19 protein-coding genes are annotated in these 25400 nt (G+C 53.7%); 8 read left to right on the top strand and 11 right to left on the bottom strand.

What is annotated here, in order from left to right; all coding sequences use genetic code 11:
- Positions 1 to 37: 37 nt before the first annotated feature.
- Positions 38 to 718 (top strand): 4Fe-4S dicluster domain-containing protein, encoded by a 681-nt coding sequence (locus CTH_RS02600; RefSeq protein WP_078666017.1) that lies wholly within the window; start codon positions 38 to 40, stop codon positions 716 to 718.
- Position 719: 1 nt separating this feature from the next.
- Here CTH_RS02600 and CTH_RS02595 read toward each other — a convergent pair whose 3' ends face one another.
- Entirely contained in the window at positions 720 to 950 is a 231-nt protein-coding gene (locus CTH_RS02595) for a hypothetical protein (RefSeq protein ID WP_078666018.1), read from the bottom strand.
- Between the two features lie 103 nt (positions 951 to 1053).
- On the opposite strand from CTH_RS02595, the gene CTH_RS02590 reads away from it, so the two are divergent.
- The 4 genes from CTH_RS02590 to CTH_RS02575 all read left to right on the top strand — a co-directional run bounded on the left by CTH_RS02590 (position 1054) and on the right by CTH_RS02575 (position 6375).
- On the top strand, positions 1054 to 1557 hold the full coding sequence (locus tag CTH_RS02590) for a DUF4352 domain-containing protein (protein WP_078666019.1): 504 nt from the start codon (positions 1054 to 1056) through the stop codon (positions 1555 to 1557).
- A gap of 98 nt (positions 1558 to 1655) precedes the next feature.
- Positions 1656 to 3572: an aconitate hydratase gene (locus CTH_RS02585; RefSeq protein WP_078666020.1), complete on the top strand. Its 1917-nt coding sequence runs from the start codon at positions 1656 to 1658 to the stop codon at positions 3570 to 3572.
- Between the two features lie 156 nt (positions 3573 to 3728).
- Positions 3729 to 5633: a DUF294 nucleotidyltransferase-like domain-containing protein gene (locus CTH_RS02580; protein WP_079907696.1), complete on the top strand. Its 1905-nt coding sequence runs from the start codon at positions 3729 to 3731 to the stop codon at positions 5631 to 5633.
- A gap of 13 nt (positions 5634 to 5646) precedes the next feature.
- A complete protein-coding gene (locus CTH_RS02575; protein ID WP_159073804.1) occupies positions 5647 to 6375 on the top strand; it encodes a 3'-5' exonuclease in 729 nt (242 codons plus the stop codon).
- On the opposite strand, the gene CTH_RS02570 is transcribed toward CTH_RS02575, so the two are convergent.
- From CTH_RS02570 to CTH_RS02560, 3 genes are all read right to left on the bottom strand, one after another.
- Positions 6372 to 6890 (bottom strand): methylated-DNA--[protein]-cysteine S-methyltransferase, encoded by a 519-nt coding sequence (locus CTH_RS02570; RefSeq protein WP_079907695.1) that lies wholly within the window; start codon positions 6888 to 6890, stop codon positions 6372 to 6374. The genes CTH_RS02575 and CTH_RS02570 overlap by 4 nt on opposite strands.
- Positions 6891 to 6900: 10 nt before the next feature.
- The gene (gene larAH6 / locus CTH_RS02565) at positions 6901 to 8163 is read right to left on the bottom strand and encodes a nickel-dependent malate racemase, LarAH6 family (RefSeq protein WP_079907693.1); all 1263 of its coding nucleotides are present in this window, start codon (positions 8161 to 8163) and stop codon (positions 6901 to 6903) included.
- A 253-nt stretch (positions 8164 to 8416) separates the two neighbouring features.
- On the bottom strand, positions 8417 to 10117 hold the full coding sequence (locus tag CTH_RS02560; RefSeq protein ID WP_107752950.1) for an IS200/IS605 family accessory protein TnpB-related protein: 1701 nt from the start codon (positions 10115 to 10117) through the stop codon (positions 8417 to 8419).
- A gap of 289 nt (positions 10118 to 10406) precedes the next feature.
- On the opposite strand from CTH_RS02560, the gene CTH_RS02555 reads away from it, so the two are divergent.
- Together CTH_RS02555 and CTH_RS02550 are read left to right on the top strand one after the other, a co-directional pair.
- Entirely contained in the window at positions 10407 to 11831 is a 1425-nt protein-coding gene (locus tag CTH_RS02555; protein ID WP_375804204.1) for an FAD-binding oxidoreductase, read from the top strand.
- Positions 11832 to 13106, top strand: a complete 1275-nt coding sequence (locus CTH_RS02550; RefSeq protein ID WP_107752949.1) for a (Fe-S)-binding protein — start codon at positions 11832 to 11834, stop codon at positions 13104 to 13106.
- On the opposite strand, the gene CTH_RS02545 is transcribed toward CTH_RS02550, so the two are convergent.
- The 7 genes from CTH_RS02545 to CTH_RS14070 all read right to left on the bottom strand — a co-directional run bounded on the left by CTH_RS02545 (position 13075) and on the right by CTH_RS14070 (position 21731).
- On the bottom strand, positions 13075 to 15297 hold the full coding sequence (locus CTH_RS02545; RefSeq protein ID WP_107752947.1) for a Ger(x)C family spore germination protein: 2223 nt from the start codon (positions 15295 to 15297) through the stop codon (positions 13075 to 13077). The two genes, CTH_RS02550 and CTH_RS02545, sit on opposite strands and share 32 nt — an antisense overlap.
- Positions 15294 to 16748, bottom strand: coding sequence for a spore germination protein (locus tag CTH_RS02540; protein WP_159073803.1), 1455 nt, complete (start codon positions 16746 to 16748; stop codon positions 15294 to 15296). The genes CTH_RS02545 and CTH_RS02540 overlap by 4 nt, the downstream gene beginning before the upstream one ends.
- A gap of 7 nt (positions 16749 to 16755) precedes the next feature.
- Positions 16756 to 16962 (bottom strand): hypothetical protein, encoded by a 207-nt coding sequence (locus CTH_RS02535; protein WP_079907752.1) that lies wholly within the window; start codon positions 16960 to 16962, stop codon positions 16756 to 16758.
- An 18-nt stretch (positions 16963 to 16980) separates the two neighbouring features.
- Positions 16981 to 18699, bottom strand: a complete 1719-nt coding sequence (gene polX, locus CTH_RS02530; RefSeq protein ID WP_107752943.1) for a DNA polymerase/3'-5' exonuclease PolX — start codon at positions 18697 to 18699, stop codon at positions 16981 to 16983.
- Positions 18700 to 18701: 2 nt separating this feature from the next.
- Positions 18702 to 19610, bottom strand: coding sequence for an MBL fold metallo-hydrolase (locus CTH_RS02525; RefSeq protein WP_078665432.1), 909 nt, complete (start codon positions 19608 to 19610; stop codon positions 18702 to 18704).
- Between the two features lie 46 nt (positions 19611 to 19656).
- Positions 19657 to 21453: a putative bifunctional diguanylate cyclase/phosphodiesterase gene (locus CTH_RS02520; RefSeq protein WP_159073802.1), complete on the bottom strand. Its 1797-nt coding sequence runs from the start codon at positions 21451 to 21453 to the stop codon at positions 19657 to 19659.
- A 119-nt stretch (positions 21454 to 21572) separates the two neighbouring features.
- Complete coding sequence (locus tag CTH_RS14070; protein ID WP_159071795.1) at positions 21573 to 21731, bottom strand: hypothetical protein; 159 nt, start codon at positions 21729 to 21731, stop codon at positions 21573 to 21575.
- Between the two features lie 121 nt (positions 21732 to 21852).
- Between CTH_RS14070 and CTH_RS02515 the strand changes: the two genes are divergently transcribed.
- Positions 21853 to 25359: a multicopper oxidase domain-containing protein gene (locus CTH_RS02515; protein WP_318262740.1), complete on the top strand. Its 3507-nt coding sequence runs from the start codon at positions 21853 to 21855 to the stop codon at positions 25357 to 25359.
- Positions 25360 to 25400 lie beyond the last annotated feature (41 nt).

Here is a 25400-nt window from a genome sequence, read left to right as displayed (position 1 = left end):
TAAAATTAATTAAAAACCCTGTGCAGAGGTGATAAGTATGGACTTAGAGCAACTCCTGTCCCGCCTGGACGTGGACCTTTACGGTACTGCCCCTGTCTCCGCCTTTGACCAGGCTCCCCCGGGGTTTAAACCCCAGGACCTGTTGCCTACCGCGCAGCAGGTTATTGTAATCGCTCGAAGTCTGAATCCGACACCAATTCGCTATCTGCCGAAAACCCGCAACCAGTACATGGTAGAATTCGAAATGGCCAACTGGCATCTGACTCACGCTGCCTATCAGCTGGCCCGGCAACTCCAGCAACTGGGCCACCAGGCCCTGCCCATCAGCTCAGAAGCAGCCATCGGCGATTATGGGCGTCTGAAGGCGGATTTTTCCCTTAAACACGCTGCCGTCCTGGCCGGTCTGGGCTTTTTCGGCCTCAACAACCTGATTCTGACCCCTGCCTATGGCCCGGCCCAGCGCTGGGCAGCGGTGATTACCTCTGCCCCTTATACTCCGCTTCAGGTGGCTAACCCGGCCCGACCCGACCTTTGCAGTCAGTGCCAGGCCTGTGTCCGGCAGTGCCCGGCCGGGGCCCTGCAGGGCTGGGAAGGCCAGTATAATCCGACCACCGGCTGGACCATCAATAAAGAAAAATGCGCCCACTACATTTTCGTAGTGAACGCCGGTAAACGCTGCGGAATATGTATTGCCAGCTGTCCCCTTTTGCCAGAATAAGCTAGTGCAGCCTTCTGGCCTGAATATAATACCCCTCTTCACTGCCTTTGGGTTGCCAGGCGAAACCGTTTTCCTCCAGGATATCCACCACTTCATCGGTGAAGACCGGGTCTACCCGGTCAAAGACAATATTCAGGGTGTCCACCGGCCCCACCTGGCTGACTACTTCTTTGACCCGTTCCACTTTTTTCTGACCGTGGAGATTCCGTAAATCCACCTGCCAGTCGCTCATGGCAATCACCCTCCTTTGTCAATATTTTTCCCGCCAGCAGGAAAAAATAATCGGGCGTGGAATACTAGTGATGGTATAAATCTAACACGGCAGGTGAAAGTTTGTGAAAAAAATCCTTCTCCTTTCCTTCCTGGCAGCTGCACTGCTTCTCGGGGGCTGTGCCAGCACTCAGCCGCAGGTGCCGCCTCATGCCAGCAACAGGGAAGAAAAATCCGGTCATATTAAACTGGTGCAGGGCCCCCTTACCCTGGAAGTGAGCCAGAAGCCCAAATATTTCAGTCCTGAGCTGATGCCCGCTGAGGAAGGCAAAGTGGTAATTGGCCTTTTTACCGCTATTACCAATGACAGCGACCAGGACCTGAACATCAAGCCGGAATTCGTTACCATCATCACCGAAGACGGCAAGAGCTATCAGTATTCGGAAGCCCGCACTGCCATTACCGGCAAAGGGGCCTTCAAAGCCATGGACCTGCCGCCCCATTACCGCGGTGGTGGTCTCCTGCTGTTTGAGATTCCCAGAGACCAGCAGGTGGATAAAGTCCTCTACGAGGATCAGGCTGGTCATAAATTTACCGTCAGTCTGCAGGCACCTCCCGGCAAAGTTTAAAAGCACAAGCGATATATTGTATACTTTTCCCGGTGTTATAGACACCGGGCTTTTCTTTATGTTACCCTTTTCCTTAGATAAAACGGAGGTGTGGCAAGATGGGCATGAATCTGACTCAAAAAATCATCGCCGCCCATTTGGTGGAAGGCCAAATGGTGCCTGGCCAGGAAATAGCCATCAAAATCGACCAGACCCTGACCCAGGATGCTACCGGTACCATGGCCTACTTGCAATTTGAAGCCATGGGCGTGCCCCGGGTCAAAACCGAGCTGTCCGTAAGTTATGTGGACCACAACACCCTGCAAACCGGGTTCGAAAATGCCGATGACCATCTGTTTTTGCAGACCATTGCCGCCAAACATGGTATTTATTTTTCCCGTCCCGGCAATGGTATCTGCCACCAGGTTCATTTAGAGCGTTTTGGCAAACCCGGCAAAACCCTGCTGGGTTCTGACAGCCATACCCCCACCGGCGGGGGCATCGGCATGCTGGCCATCGGGGCCGGAGGCCTGGATGTAGCGGTGGCCATGGCGGGCAAACCTTTTTATCTGACTATGCCCAAAGTGGTCAAAGTCGAGCTGCTGGGCCGCCTTTCCCCCTGGGTCAGTGCCAAGGATGTCATTCTCGAAGTGCTGCGCCGTCTCTCCGTCAAAGGCGGAGTGGGCAGGATTCTGGAATATACCGGCCCGGGGGTAGCAACCCTGACGGTACCGGAACGGGCCACCATCACCAATATGGGAGCCGAACTGGGGGCCACCACTTCCATCTTCCCCAGTGATGAAATCACCCGGGCCTTCCTGGCCGCCCAGGGCCGGGAGGAGGACTGGGTACCCCTGAGCGCTGATCCCGATGCGGTCTATGATGAGGAATTGACTATTGACCTTTCTGCCCTAGAACCCCTGATCGCCTGTCCCCACAGCCCGGATAAAGTAGTTCCGGTGCGGGAAATAGCTGGTCTCCCGGTGGACCAGGTGGCCATCGGTTCCTGTACCAATTCCTCTTACGTAGACCTGATGCGGGTAGCTGCTATCCTGCGGGGTAAGAAGATCCATCCCCGCACCAGTCTGGTGATCAGTCCTGGTTCCAGGCAAGTGCTGACTATGCTGGCCCAGAATGGCGCCCTGGCTGACCTGCTCAGCGCCGGAGTGCGCCTGCTGGAATGCACCTGCGGGCCCTGTATCGGCATGGGCCAGGCTCCTCCTTCTGCAGGCGTATCAGTGCGCACCTTTAACCGTAACTTTGAAGGGCGCAGTGGCACCAAAGATGCCCAGGTCTATCTGGCCAGTCCGGAAGTAGCCGCTGCTGCCGCCCTGACCGGCCAATTAACTGACCCACGGGAACTGGGCGCATATCCGGAAGTGACCTTACCGGAAAAGTTCCTGCTGGATGACAGCATGATCATCCCCCCGGCAGCGGCGCCGGAAACCGTTGAGGTACGGCGGGGCCCCAATATTAAGCCCCTGCCCAAAGGCCAGCCGCTGCCTGCTGAATACCGCGGTGAGGTCTTGTTGAAGGTAGGGGATAACATCACAACCGACCACATCATGCCGGCCGGCTCCAAAATCCTGCCTTTGCGTTCCAATATCCCGGCCATCAGCCAGTATGTCTTCCACCAGGTGGATCCCGAATTTCCCGCCCGGGCCCTGGCTAAAGGCGGTGGCGTTGTGGTGGGCGGCCAGAACTATGGCCAGGGCTCCAGCCGGGAGCATGCCGCTCTCGCCCCCATGTACCTGGGAGTACGGGCAGTGATTGCCCAGTCCTTCGCCCGTATCCACCGGGCCAATCTGATCAATTTCGGCATCCTGCCCCTGACTTTTGCCCGGGCAGAAGACTATGAGGCTATTGAACAGGGGGATATTATCCGCTTGCCCGAACTGGTTGAGCGGATTGGCGCCGGAGCCGAAGAAATAAATCTGATCGTGGAAAATAAAAATTTGACCATCCCCTTGCTGGTAGACCTTACCCCCCGCCAGCGGGCCATCCTGCTGGCTGGTGGACTGCTTAACTACGTCTGAGTCACCATTCAGGAAGAAGGACAGCCGTTTCCCCGGCGGGAAACGGCTGTTTTCGACCTTCCGCCTGCATTTCTCTCCCCTTCACCGCAAATTTCTTGCCGTCCACTCCGTCCTCCCTTTATATTGAAACTAAGAAAGAGGAAGGAGGAGGCGCCGATGGGATACCTTTCTATCTTGCACGAAGCTCAACCCTTTAGCTTGCTGCCCCCGGAAGCATTGCAGGCAGCTTTAGTCAAATGCGAATCCCGGCTTTATCCCAAAGGCACCTATATCTTCCGACAGGGTGAACCCTCCCGCGCTGTCCTCTATATTCTTACCAATGGCCTGGCCGAAGTAGTCCTGACCAATGAAAAAGGAGAAGACAACGTGGTAGGACTGCGTCAGCCCCGGGATTTCTTCGGGGAAACGGTCCTGTTCAATGACAAGCCCTATCCCGGTTCTGTGCGAGCAGTAGAGGATTGTATCTGCTTGCTTATGCCCCGGGAAGTTTTTGAAAGTCTGCTGGAAAACTATCCTAAATTCGCCGGTTATTTTACCCAAACCCTTTTAGAGCGGATGCGGGTAATTTATGAAGAAGTGGTTGCCGAACAGAGTTATCTGGCCGGCAACCTGGAAACCCAGCCTTTTCGCAAGCGGCTGTCGGAAATCATGACCAGCCCGGTTCTGACCTGCCGCGCCAACCAGACCGTCACCGAAGTAGCTCAGCTCATGGCGGAGCGCAATATCGGGGCTCTGGTCGTGGTGGATGGTCAGGAGCGGCCGGTGGGAATCGTCACCGACCGGGACCTGGTAGCTAAAGTGCTGGCCCAGGGCTGTCCGCAAACCGGGGATATTACCGCCGATATGGTAATGAACACCCAGCTGGTTTCCCTGCCTCCTGATGCTTTTTATTCCGAGGCCTTGCTGGCCATGGTCAAAAATAAAGTCAAATATCTGGCTGTGGTAGACCAGGGCCATCTTTTCGGGATTATCTCCATGCGGGATCTGATTCGGGCCCGCAGCTCCGGCGCCCTCACTACTGTCGATACCATTGAAACCTCCCGCAACCTGGACGATCTGGTCCAGGCCACCCGGGAAGTGGATCAGGTACTGGTGGGTTTGCTGGCTGAAAATGCCCCTATTGAAGAAATCTTCGTGGTTATGAGTGAGTTCTATGACCGGCTCACCGCCAAAGTCATTCAGCTGGCGGAAGAGGAAATGGTCCAGGCCGGTCTGGGTACCCCTCCTGTCCCTTACTGTTTTATCACCATGGGCAGTGGCGGCCGCAAGGAACAGGTCCTGCGCACTGACCAGGATAATGGCATTATCTATGCCGATGTCCCGGCCAACCTGGCCGAGGAAGCTCAGAACTATTTTCTTACCCTGGGGGAGAAAATCGTCAATGGCCTGGTCGCCTGTGGCTTTGCCCGCTGCAAGGGCAATGTCATGGCCTCCAATCCGGAGTGGACCAAACCCCTGCGCCAGTGGTACCTGGATGTCACCAGCTGGATCGCTCAGCCGGTACCGGAAATAGTGCGCAAACTCACCATTTTCCTGGATTTCCGCCCCGTCTACGGCAAAAAGGAACTGGCCCAGGATTTGCGCCATTTTGTCCATCGCCGGGTGGAGGATTATCCGGTTCTGCTCCATTTTCTGGCCAAGGATGATCTGGAATACAAAGTGCCCCTGGGGTTTTTCCGGCAATTCATTACGGAAAAGCACGGGGAGCATAAAAATGAAATCGATTTAAAGCGGGCGGTTTGTGTGCATATGGTGGATTGTGCCCGGATTTTTGCCCTCAAATGGGGCATTGACGAAACCAGTACCCTGGGGCGTTTGAAAATCATGGAACAGCGCAATATTTTCAACCCCGAGGATAGTGAGTATTATTCCACTGCCTATAAAATCCTGATGACCCTGCGCCTGAAAACCAACCTTAAGAAACTGGAGCAGGGACTGGAAGCCGATAACTGGATCAATCCCAATCAGTTGCCTAAAAAAGAAGCGGCCACTTTGCGTTATGCCATGCTGGCCGTCGATAAACTGCAGAGCTTTACTGGTACTGTTTTTCATGCCGGGTAGGGGGTAGATGATGATGTTACGCGCGTGGTTAGGCCGCACCTCCCGATTGATGGGATTTGAAACTGCGGGAGGAGATAGAGCCTGTGACTCCCTGATTTTGACCGAGGTTAAGGAAAAATTGAAGAAATTCCAGGAACAGCGCCACAATCCCCAAAAACCGCTACGGGAAATGGAATTTGTTGTTTTTGATCTGGAAACCACCGGGTTGTATCCCTTTAGCGGTGATACCATCACCTCTATCGGTGCTGTTCTAATCAAAAATGGTGAAATCTGCCCTGAACATTCCTTTCAGGAGCTGGTCAATCCCGGTCGTCCCATTCCACCGCTGGTCACCCAGATTACCGGTATCGATAATGAAATGGTGGCTGAGGCCGATGATTTTCTGACGGTCTTCAACCGTTTCCTTGACTTCTGCGGGAACCGGATGCTGATCGCCCATAATTCCGATTTTGACCTGGCTTTTATTAATATCCAGTTGAAAAAAGCTTTAAAAACCAAATTCAAGCCAGTTATCCTCGATACGGTAGTTCTGGCCATGGCCCTGCAGCCCTATCGCAGTTCCTATACCCTGGATAGCCTCTGTACCGCCTGGCAAATAAAAACCCCCCTGCGCCATACGGCACTGGGGGATGCGCTGATCACCAGCCGCTTGTTTTTGACTTTTCTGCAGGAATTTCAGCAACGGGGAATCAAAACCGTGGGTGACTTGCTCAGCCTCTTGCACTGGCGCAACCTGCTCTAGCCACTAAAACCCGGGGCCCCTTCCAGGCCCAGCAAATAGAGCTTGACCTCCAGTCCACCCCCATACCCAACCAGTGCCCCTGATTTGCCGATTACGCGGTGACAGGGGATGATGACGGGTATGGGGTTTCTGTTGTTGGCCTGTCCCACGGCCCTGACTGCTCGCGGTTTGCCGATATTGGTAGCGATCTCCTGGTAGGTTCGAGTTTCGCCATAGGGGATTTTCTGCAGTTCCTGCCAGACCTGCAGCTGGAATGGGCTACCACTTACATCCAGCGGCAGGTCAAATTGTTGCAGCTCTCCGGCAAAATAAGCGCCCAGCTGTTCTATTGCCTGCTGGTGGACTTTGAGGTTGCGTTCCACCACTATCTCCTCAGTCCATTTCCGATTTAACCAGTTCAGCAAAGTAGCCTGTCCTTCTCCCGGCAAAACCAGGCGACAGAGCCCCTTTTCCGTACTGACCAGGACCAGCGGCCCAATGGGACTTAACATTTCTGACCAGCGTATGATTTCCATGCTCTGCCTCCTATGCTGAAGCAACTTCCGGCTGCACCTGGCTGCCATCGGGAATAACCAGCAGGGAATAATCCTGTCCGTATTGTTCTTCTACCTGCAGCAGTGCAGTCGGGATACTGTCAGCATAACGCATAAAGAGGCTCTCCGTCAACTCTTTTCCCAGATCTGAGATTAAAATTACCTGTTTTTCCTGTAAGACCCTGGCGATAGCATAGGCCTTGTGTCCGCCCAGGACAAACCCCTGTTCAAAACGGCGGAAAATATCTTCCAGAGTCTCTGCTTCCAGCATCCATTTTTCAAAAGTATGTTCGCCCAGTCCTTCCCTGCAGCGGGCCAGCAGGATGATGGTTCCGCCCGGCCGGGTGGCAGCTGCCGCTGCCTCCAGGGCCTTTTGGGCCTGGTAGAGATTGATGTCCTTGGGATGGCCACCGGCACTGACCAGCACCACATCAGCGGCCCGAGGTACTGTGACCATACTCATCTGGCGGCAGGTTTCCACTCCGGCCAGCCAGGCCTGTTCCAGGTCACCGGCCACTGCCTGCACGATTTCCTTTTTCTCATTGGTCACTACATTGAGGATAAAATCCACACCCACCAGGCGCGCGGCCTCCAGCATCAGCCAGTGGACCGGATTAGTGCGCCAGTTGCCGGCACAGGCGCGGGGATCGGTCATGAGGCTGTGATTGTACTGAATCAGATTGCGAGCTGCCACCCCGGGGAGAATGGATTTGCGGCCACCGGAGAACCCGGCGATATAATGCATGGTAATCAGGCCGGTGGTGATGATAAAATCCGCTTCAGCCACCAGACGGTTAATAACCAGCTCTTGTCCATCGGACAGGCGTCCGATGGCTACCAGATCCCGGTCACAGTCATGGCTAATGATATTAAAACGCCGGCAAATTTCTTCCCCAAAGCTGGCCCGATTTTCTTCTTCCGTATTGGCCCGGTGACTCCCGGTCGCCACCACCAGGGTCACCTGTTCATCCCCGATCCCGGCCCTTTCCAGCTCAGCTACCAGCGGTGGCAACATCACCTCATAGGGTGTGGGCCGGGTAACATCATTGACAACAATTACAACCTTTTGCGGCTGCCGCTTCCTGAGGAGCTCTGCCAGAGGCGAAGTTCCAATGGGCTCAGCCAGCGCCCGGCTGATCTCAGCTAGAGGATCACTCACTCCCGGCAAAGATCTGGGTGTAATAATCTGGCAATATCCCTTCGGATTCAGCTCAACCTGAAGTTTATCCTTTCCATAAGCCAGTTTTACTTCCAAGACAGTCCACCTGGTTCAAAAAACTTGACTGTTTTTATTTTCAGCCAAGTTGGCCCCCAGACCAGGATTTCGCCTCCTTTCCGAATACTTGATTTGCCCCCGCGGGGCAGGGCGACAGGGGACCTCGGCCCGGGAGTTCCACCCGGACGGGAGTACTGCACCGGTTTATGCTGACCTCCCGGTGGGAGTATAACTCCACCTCCCGCGTCCTGTTAGGACGCCTACCGGTTTCTCCGACACCGGCTAAACGGGGTCACCGTACGGACAGGGCCAATAACTTCAGGTCAGGCCAGACGGAGTTATACGCCTCCTGCTCACTCTGGGCAAGCCCGTTATGCACAGAAAGCTTTTCCTCCAGCCGCCTCAAGCAGGCCCTGACCCCACGGGTCATCTCTTTTCCTTCCCCAGGTCTATCAGGATTAACCTTCCGGGTCAGGTTTTGCTTGATTTGCGATATCAGTTGCCTGAGTTCTTCAGTCACCCGTTCCCTGAACCCCATTGCCCGACGACCTATAACCAGTGCCGCCGCGCAATGCACCGGAACGGCGTAACGTTTCATATACTTCCAGTAACCTATGGTTGAAGTATGCCGGGGTGATACTAACTTGAAAGGCACCCCTTCTTTTACAGCTCTCCGATACATTGCTCCTACCATTTTCGCAAATGGAAAATTGGAAGCCATTCGGTTAAACTTTTTATTAGTGTCCAGCCTGTCTTTGCTAAAGTTCAGGTTTTCTAAAACAATGGGTTTGCCTGAAAAGAAAGCTATATCTACCATTACTCTGGCTAAAACGCCTATCAGGTAGCTACGCCGGAAGCTGGAAGCATGGGTTAAGTCTGGTATTCTGATATAAAGAAAGCCGTTCGGGTAAGGGATAACCTGAAACTCTCCTTCATACTTGCCCAGGTTGCCGGGATAAGGAACACTGAAGCCCTCCGGCCACGGCTCCGGTTGGCCGGAAGCGCTAACGTTACACAGGGCTACCCCATCAGGGTTTGTGTCTATAGCCAGACAACCTTTAGCAAAGTCCGGTTCCTGCACCCTGACCAGTTCAAATGTCAAATGTACCAAATAGCGTCCTTCCAGGGTGCGGATCAGTTCTACCGCATAGGGTAACTTCATGGCCAGCCATATCTGCACCAGTTCCCGGTGTTTTTCCGGCAGCCACAACTTACCCTCAACCCTGGGGGCCTGGCTCATCCTGGGGCGACCAAGTTTATCTATGCCTGTCTGTTCAGAAAGGTGGGAGAGGGAAACCGCCAGGCGGAAGTCCTGTCCGTCATAAAATATCTTAATGTTGGGGTTGCCTCCCTTGCTCTCGTCTCCCCGGGAGTAGAGGCGATTCCTGCGGGCGTGCCGCCATTTTTCACGGGCGGCCCGGCCCTGGCAGACCTTTTCCCACAGCCTTCTGCCCCCAAAGACTACCTCTGGTATTGTCCCCTTCTCCTGGTAATCCTTCAGTTCAGCCAGCCTTTTTGCGAGTGAAACCACCCGCTTGTTCCGCCCCTTGACTGCCAGGCGGAGCTTTTCAATAACTTCTGAAGCAGCCCCCTTTTCCTCTGCCTTCGCCAGTTTCCTCATAGCCAGGCTGAGTTTCTTCCTGGCCCGGCCCAGTTTCTCTTCTGTTTCTTCATTTTCTTCTTCATTTTCTAACTTCAGCAGTTCTGTTTGGGAGTCCAGCAGGGCCTGTGCTTTAAGTCTGGAGTCATCGACAAAGCGGGAGTTCAGCCCGAAAAGTTCTTGTCCTGACTTCTTGATTTCATGGCGGGAAGCACCTTCCAGGAGCCGGTTAAAGGCCCACCGCATACAGGCACAGAAGAGACGCATCTCCGTAGTCAGCTGGTCTTCTTCGCCCCGGCTCCATTTCGAAGACCGGTGAGTCGGGTAAATCTCCGGAAAAAACTCCCCGCACACAGTTATGCTAAATTTGTTTTTCTCGTGTTTCTCTGGCATTCCTGATCAGCTCCCCGAAACCCTGCCGGACTTTGCTGCTTCTCCAATGGATAATAGTTCCATACTTTTAATGTAGCAAAACAGTTAAATACAATCAATTATAGTCTAGTTTTCTGAAGCTGCTGCTTACCTCCATCCCTCTACCTTCCATCTTATCCAATCGCAGAACCAGAGAAAAGAGCAAGACTTGCAAAATACTGTATACTTATTCATTTAGGGCAGACAGGAGGAGTGCTGTAGTCGTATAATATTTTAAGATAAGACTCAATATACGTGGGAGGGAACCGGGGTGGCCTTAGCCCAACAAATCCAAACAGAAATTATCCGGATGCTTGGCCATGAGAAAGTGCTCACCAGCCCATTGGAGCTGGCTTACTATTCTTATGACAGTTCTTTTCTAGCCCGGGAAAAAAGTTTTTTACCTGATCTGGTGGTTTTCCCGACCTCTACTTCTGAAGTCGCTGCCATTATGAAACTGGCCTGGCAGCATGAAATTCCCGTCACCCCCAGGGGAGCCGGAACCGGGGAAACCTGTGGCTGTGTTCCTGTTAAAGGGGGAATCGTACTGGACCTGAGCCGCTGGAAAACCATCGAAGAAATCGATGCCGCCAATATGCAGGTCTGGGTACGCCCGGGTGTCATTCACGCTGAGCTAAATGAAGCCCTGGCTCCCTATGGACTTTTCTTTCCCCCTGACCCTGGCAGTACCCGTATGTGCACCATCGGAGGCATGGTAGCCAATAATTCCAGTGGCCTGCGGGCGGTCAAATACGGAGCCACAGAAAACTATGTCCTGGGCCTGGAAGTGGTTCTGCCCAACGGGGAAGTGATTATTACCGGTGGCACCCGTTCCAAAGCGGTAAAAAGCGTTACCGGCCTCAATTTGACCAAGGTTTTTGTCGGCTCGGAAGGCACTCTGGGTGTGATCACCAATATCCGCCTGCGCCTCTGGCCCAAACCCAAAGGCCGGGGCATAGCCATGGCGGTTTTCGCCAACCTGGAAGATGCTCCTGCCGCTGTCCTGGACGTCTATCGCGCCGGTATCCTGCCTTCCGGCATCGAAATTATGGATAATTCCGCCATCCGGGCGGTAAGTGAATTCGCCCCGGAACTGAATCTGCCGGTGGATGCCCAGGCCATCCTGATCTTTGAAGTGGATGGCAATCCCGCCAGTGTAGCCTGGGAAGGAGAACAAATTCAGCAAATCGTGGGACAGCGGGCCCTGCGCATCGAATGGGCCACTGAACCCAAGCGCATGGCTGATCTCTGGCGCGCCCGTGGCGTGGTGGCAACTGCCGCTGCCCGTGTTCGCCCTGATGGCAGCCGGATTTTCCACGGGGAAGATATTTCGGTTCCATTTACCCAGGTAACCGAGGCGCTGCGCCGCATTCAGGCCCTGGGGGAAGAATTCGGGGTCAAGGTGGTGGTCTATGGCCACATCGGAGATGGCAACCTCCATACCGCCCCGGTCATCGACCCGGAAAACCCGGCAGAAGTGGAACAGGCCCACCGTCTGGCTGATGCTATCCACCGTCTGGCCGTGGAACTGGGCGGTACCACCACCGGTGAGCATGGCGTCGGCCTGGTCCGCGCTCCTTATGCACGGCTGGAACACGGTTCCGCCCTCAAAGCTATGTGGGCAGTTAAAAAAGCTCTGGATCCCAAAAATATCATGAATCCGGGGAAAGTGCTGCTGCCTGAGGAGGAGAGCTAAATGCTGGCCCATGAACCGGAACTGTTAAATCAGCTGAAAAAATGCGTGCGCTGCGGCCAGTGCCGTTCCGTCTGTCCCGTTTTTGCTGTGCTGGGCAAGGAGTCGGCCGCTCCCCGGGGCAAGGTGTTTCTGACCGAAATGCTGCACAAGGAAAAACTGCCCCTGTCGGAGGAAATGGCCGGCCAGCTCACAGCCTGTTTGCTCTGTGAAGCCTGCAGTCAGGAGTGCCCTTCCGGGATTCCCGTGCATCGCTATGTCAGTATCGCCCGCAGCCATCTGGCCAAGAAAGGGTATTATAAATTCAAGCGCCAGCTCTTCGGCAAGCTCTGGCCCAGAACCCGTTTTCTCTCTCTGGCCGGTGAGCTGCTCAAGGCCTATCAGCATCTGGGTATCCGCAGCCTGGCCCGGGGGCTGGGGTTGACCCGGTTGCTGCCCGGCTCTCTAGGGCAGGCGGAAGCCGTCCTGACCACCGTCCCCAGGCAACGGGCCCGTCAGCTGCTGCCCACAGTGACTCCTGCTCAGGGAGAAAAGCGGGGCCGGGTCTATTATTTCCTCGGCTGTGCAACTGACATGCTCTTTCCCCACATCGCCCAGGCCACAGTAAAGGCCTTGAGTCAGCAGGGCTTTGATGTGGTAATCAGTCCGGAGCTGAACTGCTGCGGTATGCCCCAGCTGGGTAACGGCGCCCGTGATACCGCTGTCAGCCTGGCGGCCAGGGTACTAGAGCAAATCGAAACCGCCGGGGCTCAGTGGGTAGTCAGTGATTGTGCCTCCTGTGGCGCAGCTTTAAAGGAATACCCCCAGCTGCTGGCCGGTACTGAACTGGCAGCCACCGCCCGTACCTGGGCTGAGCGCACGCGGGAAGTTACCGCTTTCCTGGCCGAGCAAGGCCTGCGGGAAATTACCGCTTCCAGTACATTACCCCTGACTGTAACCATCCATGACCCCTGTCACCTGGCCCGGGGCCTGAAACAAAAAGCCGCCCTGCGTCTGTTCCTGCAGCAGCTGCCGGGAGTGGAAGTGCGGGAAATGGCTCAGGCTGACCGCTGTTGCGGGGGGGCCGGCACCTTTTTCGCCACCAACTATCAGCTGTCCCAGACTATCCTGGCGGAAAAGGTAGCCAATATCCGCCAGAGTGGGGCTCAGGTAGTGGTCACTCCCTGTCCAGGCTGTATTTTGCAAATCAGCCATGGCTTGCGGCAGCAGGGACTGCCGGTACTGGTGAAACACCCGGTGGAATTGCTTACTTCCCTTTCGCCCAGGGACTATAAATAGTGGTAGATAAACGCCGTACTCTTACTTTAATCTTCAATTCCAGATGAGCGGTGGGCATTACTTCACTCCACCGCTCTTTCACTTTTTCCCAAATTTCCGGTTTTTCAGCAGCTAGCGCCGCCCCCAGACCGAATATATCGGCTCGGGTCTGGCGTTGTTTGTTCCAGGCCAGTTGAATTTCCTGAAGTATCATTCTGGTTAAGTGCTGTTCCAATTGCTTTACATTCGGACCAGTAGCCGGGTTGGTAAATCCGCTTTTTTCCCCGAGATTGCCTTCCACCTCCAACTCTAATTGATAATAGGGTTTACCATTTCGCCAGCCAGGCTTGAGCCGTCTTTTTTCTATCCGAATAATTTCAAAGGAAATTTTTCCTCCTCCTGGCTGGGGTGCAACGATAATCCCGCTCTGTACCTTGCCTTTAACCCACAATACCCCCCGGGTCTCTCTGGCATCCAGCCAGCCTGCTAGCCGTGTACCTTTTAAAAAGGCTGCCCCAGCCATATAGAGTACTCTTTCCGGCAATAATTCCCCCCGTTGTTCTACCTCCAGCCCTAAAACCTCCCGGCTGTATTTTTGCCAGCTCAGTGGCTCAACCGCTGTCGCCAGCGGTGCCTGTGCTCCCTGGCTGGCCAGGGCAGCAAGAAAATCTCCCATTTTCACTTTTACAGTACCAGAAGTACCAGAAGCAACTTTTTCCACCTGGTCTTTAAGAAAAGTCGCCGGCAGGGGTGTATAAGGAGGAGCATTTTGCAGTACCTGGTAAGCCTTGCCTCTAGCAACCAAAACATAGGGTGTACCCCGTAATTCATGATCAGAGCTGAAAAAATCGATAATTTGGTCTACTCCCTCCCTGGCCGCATCTTCCCCGATCACTAGAACCTGCATGTGGGAGAAAAACAATTTCGCCCCTGTAGCCATGATCAGGTGGCGAACCGCTTCAAAGGTAGTCTCCCCATTACTGATAATAGTCCAGCTCTTATGCCCCTCGGCCCCTTTCTCTGCTTTCAGTTTATCCAGCAAAGGCATCTGTACAGTTATCAACACTTTACCATCCGGTGCCCGATCTACTCCCACAGCTAAGGCATACTGGATTTTTTCTGCTTCTTTGCGGTTCCAACAGCCCTGATTGATTAACATCATAAAGATTATTAACAGGCTTAAAATCCTTTTGCTATTCAGTTTAGGGCGGGCCAGCCACCAGCACAACCAGGGACTGAGTAGTAAAATTAACCAAAAATGCACTGTATCGATCTTAAGTACTGCCTGTACCGCATCAGTAGGCAACATGGCCAGGCCCAGTTGCCAGAATGCTAAAGGCCATACCAGCATTCGATCATTCTTCAGCTGAAATAGCCGTCCCACAGCCCAGGCCCCGATATACAACAGTAAAGCGAGCCTAATCACCGCATTTTGAAACCAGAGCATTAGAAAAGCCACTTCAATCCGTTCAATAAAACCCCCAAGAGAAATATTTTTAACTACATCCAACATCGGCCAAAATAAACGTTGTACTGTATATAAACCAAAAATTCCCACCACCAGCGTACAGGTAAGACTGATAAGCAAGGCTGGCATTAGCATTCCGGCCCAGATTAACCAGTGCTCATATTCTTTCTTTATCTTAAAATACTCACTCAAAAACCACAAGGGTAACATATTTAAAGTAAAGCCCATCATAAAGATTACTGCTTTGATAAAGGCGGAAAATTCAATAAAAAACAGGGGTTTTAAGCGAAAGGGATCAAAGTCAGGAGCGGATAACATAAATACTATGACTGTTGCTAAAATAAATATCGGTGTTAACAAAAAATTAAAGCGAACAATCAGCTTTAACCCACCACGAGCTAAGACAACTGGCAGTATCAATGTCAAAATCACGATAACCAGTATCGGGGTTTCCGGCATTATGGCAGTATTGATGAATTCTCCGTAACGGCGTAAAGTAACTGCCCCCTCTATCATGGTTAGACCCAGAATTACCAATGCCAGCCCTGGTCCAAGCTTGATACTGCTGCCCCAGGGTATCCTTCGCACTAACCAGAACAAGAAAGGGGCTAACAAAACGATTGCTCCCAGAGGAGCCAACCATGCCCCTGACTGCATCAATACCACTAAAGTACGGGGAATTGTAACAAAATAAAAGCCCATTCCTGCTATTGTTTCTAACCAGAACAACTGCCAAACGGTCATTGTTGTTCCTCCCCTTTGCCCACCTCACCTTTAAAAGGAAAGCGTTCCTGACCCGCAGCCTCTCCTCCGATGCAGAGCAGATGATCATCCCACACCCGCCACGATGAAGGAAACAGGCCCAAGGCATAAGGTATACCATAGACCTCCATTTGCAATATATAAGCCAAAATCAAACCCAGGGCCAGCGTTAGGCCAAATCCCCCCATGACTGCCGCTGCCAGCATAACTAAAAATCGCAACAACCGAATACTAAAGGCAAGGGAATAGTTGGGAATAGCAAAAGTTGCTAAAGCCGTCAAGGCTACGATAATAGTCAGAATGGGCCCAACCAGGCCGGCCTGGACAGCTGACTGCCCGATAACCAGTGCTCCCACTACTCCCAGGGTATTACCCATTGGCCCAGGTAAACGCAAACTGGCTTCTCGAATCAGCTCGATCGCAACTTCCATCATCACTGCTTCTGCAAAGGCAGGCATAGGTACACCACTGCGTCCGGCGGCAATCGATAACATTAAGGAAGTGGGGACCATTTCTTGATGAAAGGTAGTGAGTGCAATATATAAAGCCGGCAATGACAAAGCAATCATGAAGGATAAAACCCGAATCCAGCGTACGCTGGTAGCCAGGATCGGGTGAATATAATAATCTTCAGCCGAAAAGAGAAAATCAGTAAATAAACCAGGTACGATTAAGACAAACGGCGACCCATCTACCAGCAGGGCAATTCTCCCTTCGGCTAAAGCTGCCCCGACCCGGTCTGGTCGCTCAGTTGCCAGCACCTGGGGAAAAGGGGACCAGCGCCGGTCGGCCAGCCACCTTTCCAGCATACCACTATCCCATATTCCGCGTAACCGAACCTGACGCAAGCGTCCCTCTACTTCCCGAACCAGGGATGGGCTGACCAAATGATTCAGATAAAGAAAAGCGATTTTAACCTGATGTTCACTTCCTATTGATATATATTTGACTTTTAGCTGCCGATCGAGGCATCTACGTCGTACTAAAGCCAGATTAGTTTTTAATACTTCGCAAAAGCCTTCCCGTCCACCCCGAAGTACCATTTCCGCTAATGGCTGCTCCGGCTGACGGTGTTCCCAGCCAGAAGTCGCTAACAGCCAGGCTTCTTTTTCCCCTGTTACCAGGAGGACTGTACGTCCATTGAGAAGCTCCCGGGCAATTTCTGTAATATCAGCACTTTTACGCAAATCCGGCCCTGCCCGTTCCGCAGCTAACAGCCTGGCCAGTTGACTTTTTTCCACCAAACCTTCCAGGTAAAGGACTCTGGCTTCAGCCCCTTGCCATTTAATACTCTGGACTACCAGATCATCAGGACAGCTAAGCCACTCTATAATAATAGTACTATCTTGAACAGGCTGACCCTGTAACTGAAAATTGGTCTGGTCTTGACCCGCATTTTTGCCCAGTTTACGCCAATTCCCTGTTTTTTTCATAAACTGGCTACCACCTTTCCGGAATAAGATCAAAGAAGGCATCAATCAGCGGTTCTGCCAGTTTAAAGATAATCACTACTCCCAGTAACCAGGCAGAAAAAGTTAACCCTAACATAACCCAGACTTCTTTATGCTGACCCAGATGCCAGTATTGATAAGCATCCGGTCCTATAATCACCACCATAATTAACAAGAGGATTATGCAATTAAGCATAAAAAATCCCTCCCCGGGTTAGCTTTTCCAAGGAGGGATTTGGCTATTCAGGACATCCTTTGCAGTTAACCAGCCTTTACGGGCGATATTGACCCCATAAATGACATAGCCCAGTTCTTCCCGGCGATGGGCATCGGGATTGATGGCGATTTTAACTCCCAGCTCCCGGGCCCGGCGGCACCAGCGCCAGTCCAGGTCCAGGCGATAGGGATTGGCATTGAGTTCAATGGCCTTGCCATAGCGGGAAGCAGCCTGCAAAATCTCTTCCAGATCCACCGGATACCCTGGCCGGGCCAGCAACAATCTGCCCGTGGGATGGCCCAGCATGGTGACCGCTGGATGCTCCAGAGCTCGCAGCAGGCGCCGGGTCATCAGCTTTTCATCCTGTTTAAAACCGGAATGGACAGAAGCGATAACAAAATCAAAGCTGGCCAGCACCTCATCAGGATAATCCAGCCCACCATCAGGCAGGATATCCACTTCTATCCCTTTCAAGAGGCGAAAATCTATGCCTTCTTCCTGCCACTTACGGTTGAGGACATCAATCTCCCGCTGCTGGCGCTGGATATCCTCCAGGGAGAGACCGTGGGCATAATGAGCAGAGCGGCTGTGGTCAGCGATACCAAGAAATTTCCAGCCCAGCCTGCGGGCGGCCTCAGCCATATCCGCCAGGGTGTGGATGCCATCACTGTAATTGGTATGGACATGCCATACTCCCTTCAGATCAGAAAGGTTCACCAGTTCTGGCAGCTGCCCCTTTTCCGCCACTTCAATCTCGCCCAGACCCTCTCGCAGCTCCGGCGGGATATAAGGCAGGCCCAGGGCTGCATAGGCCTCACGCTCAGAAGTAGCAGCGGCTACCGGTTTCTCTTCCTGGAACAGGCCGTATTCATTGAGCTTTAAGCCCTGTTTTTTGGCCCGCTGGCGCAGGAGAGTATTGTGTTCCTTGCTGCCGGTGAAATGGAGCCAGGTCCAGGCGAATTCCTCTCCTTTGGCCAGCCGCAGGTCACAGTTGATACCAGACATCAGCTCCAGAGTCAGCTTGTTTTCGCCGCCACTTGATACCGCTTTGACCAGGGACAGTTGCTCCAGAGCTGCCCGGAATTGCTGCCAGTCAGTACCCGGGGCCAGTTCCACCACCAGGTCCAGATCCTTGACCACTTCCAGTAAACGGCGCCAGCTGCCCGCCATCTCGGCGCGCTTAACCTGAGGCAACAGACGCAGCTCGGCCAGCAAGTCAAAGCCGATGACATTGGCCTCAGCCCAGCGCCAGCGCCCGGCATATTCCCGCCGTTTCTCGATAGCGGCCAGAATATTGGCCTGGCTTTTGGCCCCAAAACCCGGCAGGGTCAGGAGCCGATTCTCCCGGCAGGCATATTCCAGTTCCCCGGGATTACTGATTCCCAGCTCCCGGTATAAGGTTCCCACTTTTTTCGGGCCCAGTCCGGGTATCGCCAGCATTTCCAGCACGCCTGGCGGAAACTCATTCCGCAGTTCTTCATAGGCAGAGGACCGCCCCTCTACTACCAGCTCCCGGATTTGTTCCGCCAGGCTCTTGCCGATACCTTTGATTTCTTCCAGCTGGCCGCTGTCAACCAGCTGGTTCAGGTCTTCGGTCAGGGTCTCCACAATGCGGGCCCCGCCGTAAAAAGCCCGGGCCTTAAAGGGGTTTTCCCCTTTCAGTTCCAGCAACTTGCCGATTTCTTCCAGCACATGGGCTACCTGTTTTTTATCCATCTTCATTCCCCTTCTGCCAGCTGCAGATGTTTGCGGATGGTCAACTGTTCCCAGGCATTGATCCAGGGATCCACCTGGAAACGGGCAGGATAAAAAATCCCCTGGACTGCGATTTCAGCTACCGAAAGACCCTGACGCCAGAGAGTCAGGATTTTTTCATGTTTATGGTCGATAATTTGCAAGTATTCCTTTAAACGCCGATAAAACTCATCTTTACTCAATAGCTCAGGTACATGCGAGGTAAGATAGTATTTTGCCGGCAGTTCCAGCAAAGCCAGAGCCGACTGCCGGTAGGCGGTGATGTCCCCATCTTCCCCCATATACCAGGGCCCGAATTCCGTCAGATCCACATCAGCAGTAAAGACCAGTTTCTCCTCCGGGAACCAGAGACAGGCCATGCCGGCAGTATGGCCCGGTGTATGCAGGAAGACCAGGGGTAAATCCCCCAGGTCCATCGGTTCTCCATAAGGATAGGTCCCATCAACTCGGCCGGTGGACCAGAGCCATTCCTGGCGACCCCAGGGAGCCAGACTCTGTCCCTTGATCCGATCAGCCTGCAAATCCGCCAGCCAGGCCGCTACTTTTTCCTCTCCTAGGGCCCAGGTTATCCCAATAGTGCGCACCAGCTGCCGTAAATCCAGTAAATTAGGGGCATCGATGGGATTACTCCAGATTTCCGCCTGTTCTTTAAACAAATAGGTATAGACTACATGGTCAAAATGGTAGTGGGTCAGATAGACCCGCTCTACCGGCAACCTTGCTTTCAGGGCCTGCAGTTTTTCCTCTCCGGCCCCGGCATCCACCAGAGCCTTGACTTCCTTGCCTTCCAGGTAGAGGTTGTTACTGTAAGGAAAATTGGCCCCGCGCTCACCAAAGATTACTTTTATTCTCCCTTTCTCCCGGTCAAACATCTTGCTCCCCCCCCTTTTACCATCATAGGGGTTCTGGCAAGCAATGTCAAATGCGGCGCAGCAGCAAGGGCACAATTTCCCCCGGTGGTAAGGGTTTGCCAAAGTAGAAACCCTGGGCCAGGTGGCACTGGCTTTCCCGCAGAAACTCCAGCTGTTCCCGGGTTTCCACCCCTTCCGCCACTACATGTAAATTCAGGGCCTGTCCCAGGCGAATAATAGCGGTTACCACCGTAGTGTCACTGGGATGATGAGGTGCCTGACGGATAAAGGACTTGTCTATCTTCAAGGCAGTTAAAGGAAAACGGGTCAAATAACTGAGGGAAGAATAACCCGTACCGAAATCATCGATGGCTACATGAATCCCCAGTTCTCGCAGTTCCTTGAGAATATCAATGGTTCGCTCTACATCTTTAATAGCGGTGCTTTCAGTAATCTCCAGCTCCAGCCAGCGGGGATCCAGGCCGGTTTCCTTCAGTATTCCCTTGACCATGGGTACAAAATCATCCTGAAGAAACTGGCGGGCGGAAATGTTAACTGCCACCCGCAGGGAAGAAAGCCCCGCTTCCTGCCAGAGCCGGTTTTGCCGGCAGGCCTGGTAGAGTACCCATTCCCCGATGGGAACAATCAGGCCGCTTTCTTCGGCAAGGGGAATAAAATCGCCGGGGCTGATGGGACCTTTGTCCCGATGTTGCCAGCGCAGTAATGCTTCCACTCCTATCAACTGACCGTTTTCCACCAGCACCTGGGGCTGATAATGCAGGCTTAATTCCTTCTGCGCCAGGGCCTGGTCCAGATCGGCTTTCAGCTGCATGTTTTCCAGGCTTTTGGCCCCCATGTCCCGATCAAAGACCCGGCAAAGATTGCGACCCTGTTCCTTGGCTTCAAACAGGGCGGTATCCGCCTGCCTCATTAATTCCTCTTTATCAATGCCCTGCTGAGGAGCCAGGGTAATCCCGATACTGACGGAAGTATAGATTTTTTCCCCTTTGATCTTAAACGGCTCTGCCATAATTTTAATCAGCCTGCGGGCCAGCTCCAGCGCTTCCTTCTCTGTCCCAATCCCCTGAGCCAGGACGGCAAATTTATCCCCGCTGAGACGAGCAATCCGCAGCTTTTCTCCCCCGCTCTCCAGCAGGCGCCGGGCTGTTTGCAACAGCAATTCATCTCCCGCCAGAAAGCCCAGAGTATCATTGACAAATTTCAACCGGTCCAGGTCCACGAACATAACCGCCACCGTGTCCAGGTTTAGCCTTACCAGTTCTAAAGCCTGGGCCAGCTGCTCACAAAACCAGCGCCGGTTTGGTAAACCCGTCACCGGGTCCCGGTAAGCCATTTGCCGCAATTTTTCCTCCAGTTGCAGGCGTTCCAGTTCCAATACAGCCCGCATGGTAAAAATCTTTAGCACTTTTTCTACCACTTGCTGATCCCGTAGAGGCTGACGATCCAGGGCCAGCAAGAGCCCCAGCAATCTCCCTTCAGCATCAAGAAGGGGAGCAGCAACACAGCTTTCTAACTTTCCCTTCAGGAGAGGGAATGTCGGAGCCTGGCTCAACCCCTGCGGGCAGCAACAAAACTGTCCTGCCATCAGCCTGGCACAGGGGAGTTCCTTCAGATTAAAGCAGAAATTATCCCAGGCCAACCCTTCAGCCCAAACGGCAACAGTGCGCACCTGGTTAGTTTCCGGTAAATATTCACCCACCAGCACATGGCTCATTTTCAACAAGCGGGCCAGATAATAAACAAGCTGCTGGAAAAAAGCCTGACCAGTGGCTCGGGCCAGACTACCAGCAGTATTCTCCGCTAAAGCCATGTCTATTAGATTTTCTCTTTCTTTTTCTTTCATCCTGTTCGCTCTCCTCATGCTGCCATTTTTTATTTTTAATACTTCGCTACAATTCTAATAAATCCTTGTGATTAAAGACTCATTTTTTAAAAGTTGCAATTTTATGGACAATATTTGCATTAATCTCCATCGCAGTCCACATCAACTTTAGCATCCTTAATACGGATACTGATGGACATAAAGTCATTTTCCAGTTTGATTTTTTTCTTTCGCCCGTCCTCCGACTGGCGAATTTTCACTTTCAGTTTGTCTTTGCTACAGTCATCATTATGGCCCATTTTGCCCACCTCCGGGCTTTTTTGCTATATTTTATGGGCATAAAGCCAGAAAGGTGTCAAAGCACTCATTTGACCGGCGGTCCATAATATAGAGAAGGAACAAATAGCGGGAGGGATGCCTGTGTCTGCACCTGCCCGTTACTACCATGTAGTCGCTCTTTCTGTGCCCATCGTGCTCAACAGGGCTGGAGAATACAATCCCAATGGCATGATGTTTGTCCTGAAAGAAAGGGAAGCTGAGCTACGGCAACAAATTGCCAGCAACCCCGGACAACCGGTGCCTCTGGTCCAGCCCCTGGTCATCCGGGCCTGTGCCGGCGAATGGGTGGAAGTGCTGCTGGAAAACCAGCTTCCCTTCCCGGTCTCCATGCATATCCAAAAAGCCGCCTATTCCATACAGACAAGTGACGGCAGCCTGGTGGGCCTGAACCAGTCATCCCTGGCCCCATCGGGTGGCTCTAGCACCTATCGCTGGTTCTGTCCCCGGGAAGGGGCCTACCTGTTCAATGACCTGGCCAACCCCCTCAGCAGTGAGACCGGCAGCAATGCCAATGGCCTCTGGGGTGCACTGATCGTCGAACCTCCCGGCTCCCGCTGGACCGATCCCGAGACGGGAGGCGAATTGCCCAGTGGCACCGCAGCCGATATTCACCCGCCCGGACGTCCCTCCTTTCGGGAATATGTCGTCTTCTTCCATGACGAATTCCCGGCCGTGGCAGCTGATGGCGGCCCCATCATCGATCCCATGCATCCGGAGCCAGTGGTGGAAGTGCATACCATCAGTTATCGCTCCGAACCCAGCCGCATTCGGCCCCCCCGCGGGGGCTGCAGCGGCGAGGAATGTATGATGAGCTCCTGGGTACACGGTGATCCGGCCACTCCTGTTTTCCACGCTTATATCGGGGACCCGGCGGTTTTCCATCTCATTCATGCCGGAATCAAGGAGACCCATGTCTTCCACCTCCATCTCTACCAGTGGCATCTGGAACCGGATAATCCCCGCTCTCCCATCATCGACTCGATCAGCATCAGCCCCCAGGAAACCTATACCTTCAAACCCCTGCACGGTGCCGGCAGCCTGGCCCGTAGCTTCGGAGACGCTATTTTTCACTGTCATCTCTATCCTCACTTCGATAATGGTATGTGGGGCCTCTGGCGTACCCATGATGTGCTGGAAGATGGCAGCCGTTTCTACCCCGATGGCACCCCCATCAAGGCTCTGCAGCCTTTGCCTGACCGCCAGCCGCCGCCAGCGCCTGCTCCGGAACGCCCTGGCTTCCCCCTCTTTATTCCTGGCATTTTCGGTCAGAAACCCCCGGCTCCTCCTCTGGGCATAGTCGGCGGACGAGATCCGACACCGCTGGAACAGGCGGCCTTTGCTGCCAATGCCCGGCCCGGTGCGGTTTTCGCCAATCCAGCCCCTCCCGATGCCCCGGTACGGGAATATGAGATTGTCGGAATCAGCCGGGACCTGGTCTACAATCAGCAGGGCTGGCATGACCCGGAGGGACGCCTGTACGTACTGGCCGAAGATGAAGAGGCTGTTTTATCCGGCCAGAAAGTCTCAGAACCTCTGGTGATTCGGGCCAATGCCGGTGAAGTGGTGCGGGTGAAATTCACCAACAAATTCCCCCTGCAACTGGGCGGCAATGCTTTTCAAAACCGGCATCATACCACTGAAGCCGGCATCCATATCCATCTGGTGAAATTCGATGTTCAATGTTCTGACGGATCCGCTAATGGCTGGAATTACGACAGCAGCGCCCCCTATGGTGAGACCATTGTCTACCAGTGGTACTGTGACCGGGAATTGCATGCAGTTTTTTTCCATGACCATCAGTTTGCCAACCTGCACCAGCAACACGGGGTCTTCGGCGCCCTGATCGTAGAGCCACCTCATTCCATTTATCTCGATCCCGGTACCGGCATACCCTTGAAATCCGGCACCAGGGCCATCATTCACAACCCTTTCCTGCCGGATTTCCGGGAATTCGTCCTCTTTGTCCATGACTTTGCCCTGCTGTTCGATCGGGAAGGGCAACCCCTGAATCCGCCGCCTTTTCCTGATTCGCCCCAGGACCCCGGGGTAATGGGGATTAACTACCGCTGTACCCCATTTCTGTTCCGTCCCGGGGATCCGTCTTATGTCTTCAGCTCCCGGGTGCACGGCGAGCCCGATACCCCCCTGCTGGAAGCCTATGCCGGCGATCCCGTCCGCATCCGGCTGCTGGATGGGGCCCAGGAAGAACAGCATTCCTTTATTTTACACGGCCACCGCTGGCACCGTCAGCCCCGGGATCCGGCATCCCCCCGTACTTCCAGCCAGACCATCGGTATTTCGGAAGCCTTCAATTTCTTTTTCACCGCCCGGGCCCAGCGTCGTACTGATTATCTCTATTATTTCGGCGGCATCGATGACCTCTGGCTGGGTCTATGGGGTATTTTCCGGGTCCATGTCCGACCGGTTGCCCATTTGCACCCGTTGCCTGACCGGCAATATCTGCCTCTGACCGCTCCCATCCGGCCATTGCCAGCCGGTCCGGTGCGGCGTTACCAGGTGGTAGCCATGGCTCACCCCATTGTGTATAACCGCTTTGGTGATCATGATCCCAATGGGCTGCTTTTCGCTCTGGCTCACGATGAGGCGGCCATACGGCAGGGCACGCTAGTTCCCGAACCCTTGCTGCTGCGGGCCAACCTGGGTGAAGTGGTGGAAATCCACCTCACCAACAAACTGCCGGAGTACCTGCCTTCAGCCACCTTCCCGGAAGTGCCCCTGCAAATACCCTGGCCTGCCTCCAGCCGGGTTTCCCTGCACATCCAGACCCTGACCTACCTGGGTCCGGAACAGGATGGCGCTGCCGTCGGCTTTAATCCCGACAGCACTATCCCTCCCGGCGCTTCCCGGCTCTACCGCTTTCATGCTGACGTCCCGGGCCTGCATTTCTTCTACAGTATGACTGACCTGCGCAACCACCGGCAACGGGGGCTGTTCGGAGCCATAATTGTTGAACCGCCAGGTTCCTACTGGCTTGATCCCTATAGCGGCAAACCCCGCAGCCATGGCGCTCATTTACTCATCTATCCTCCTGGCCAACCGCCCTACCGGGAATTCGCAGTCATTGCCCACAACGGTATTGAACTTTTTGATCAGCAGGGTCAGCGGATACCTGACCCGCAGGAAGTTGAGGACTTTGAAGATCAGGGACATAAAGCCTTCAATTACCGCAGTGAACGGCTGGCTAACCGACTGGCCTTCAACCCCGATCCGGCCCTGGTCTTCAGCTCAGCTGTTCATGGCGACCCGGCAACACCCCTGTTTGAAGCCTATACCGGTGAACCCCTGGTCTTTCACTTCGGCATGGCTGCCAGCAAACCCCGCAATACCTCTTTCCTCATTCACGGCCATACCTGGACTCTGGGGACCAGTATTATCGCCTGCCAGGGAAAAGTGAGCATTGGCAACAGCTGGACCCTGTATTTACGGGAAAAAGCCGGGGGCAGATTCAGAGTGCCGGGGGATTATCTCTACCGGGCGGGGGTCTTACGCTGGGATGTCGAGGCGGGAATGTGGGGGATTTTACGAGTACATGCTGAGAAAAAGAAAAACCTGTTGAAATTAAAATGATGTTCAACGCATATCCCCTGCCTGGCGGACATAAATTGTTA

It is taken from the genome of Carboxydocella thermautotrophica (assembly GCA_003054495.1).
Classification (GTDB): domain Bacteria; phylum Bacillota.
The sequence above is the reverse complement of the archived record's forward strand: the minus strand, read 5'-3'. Positions and strand labels throughout refer to the sequence as shown.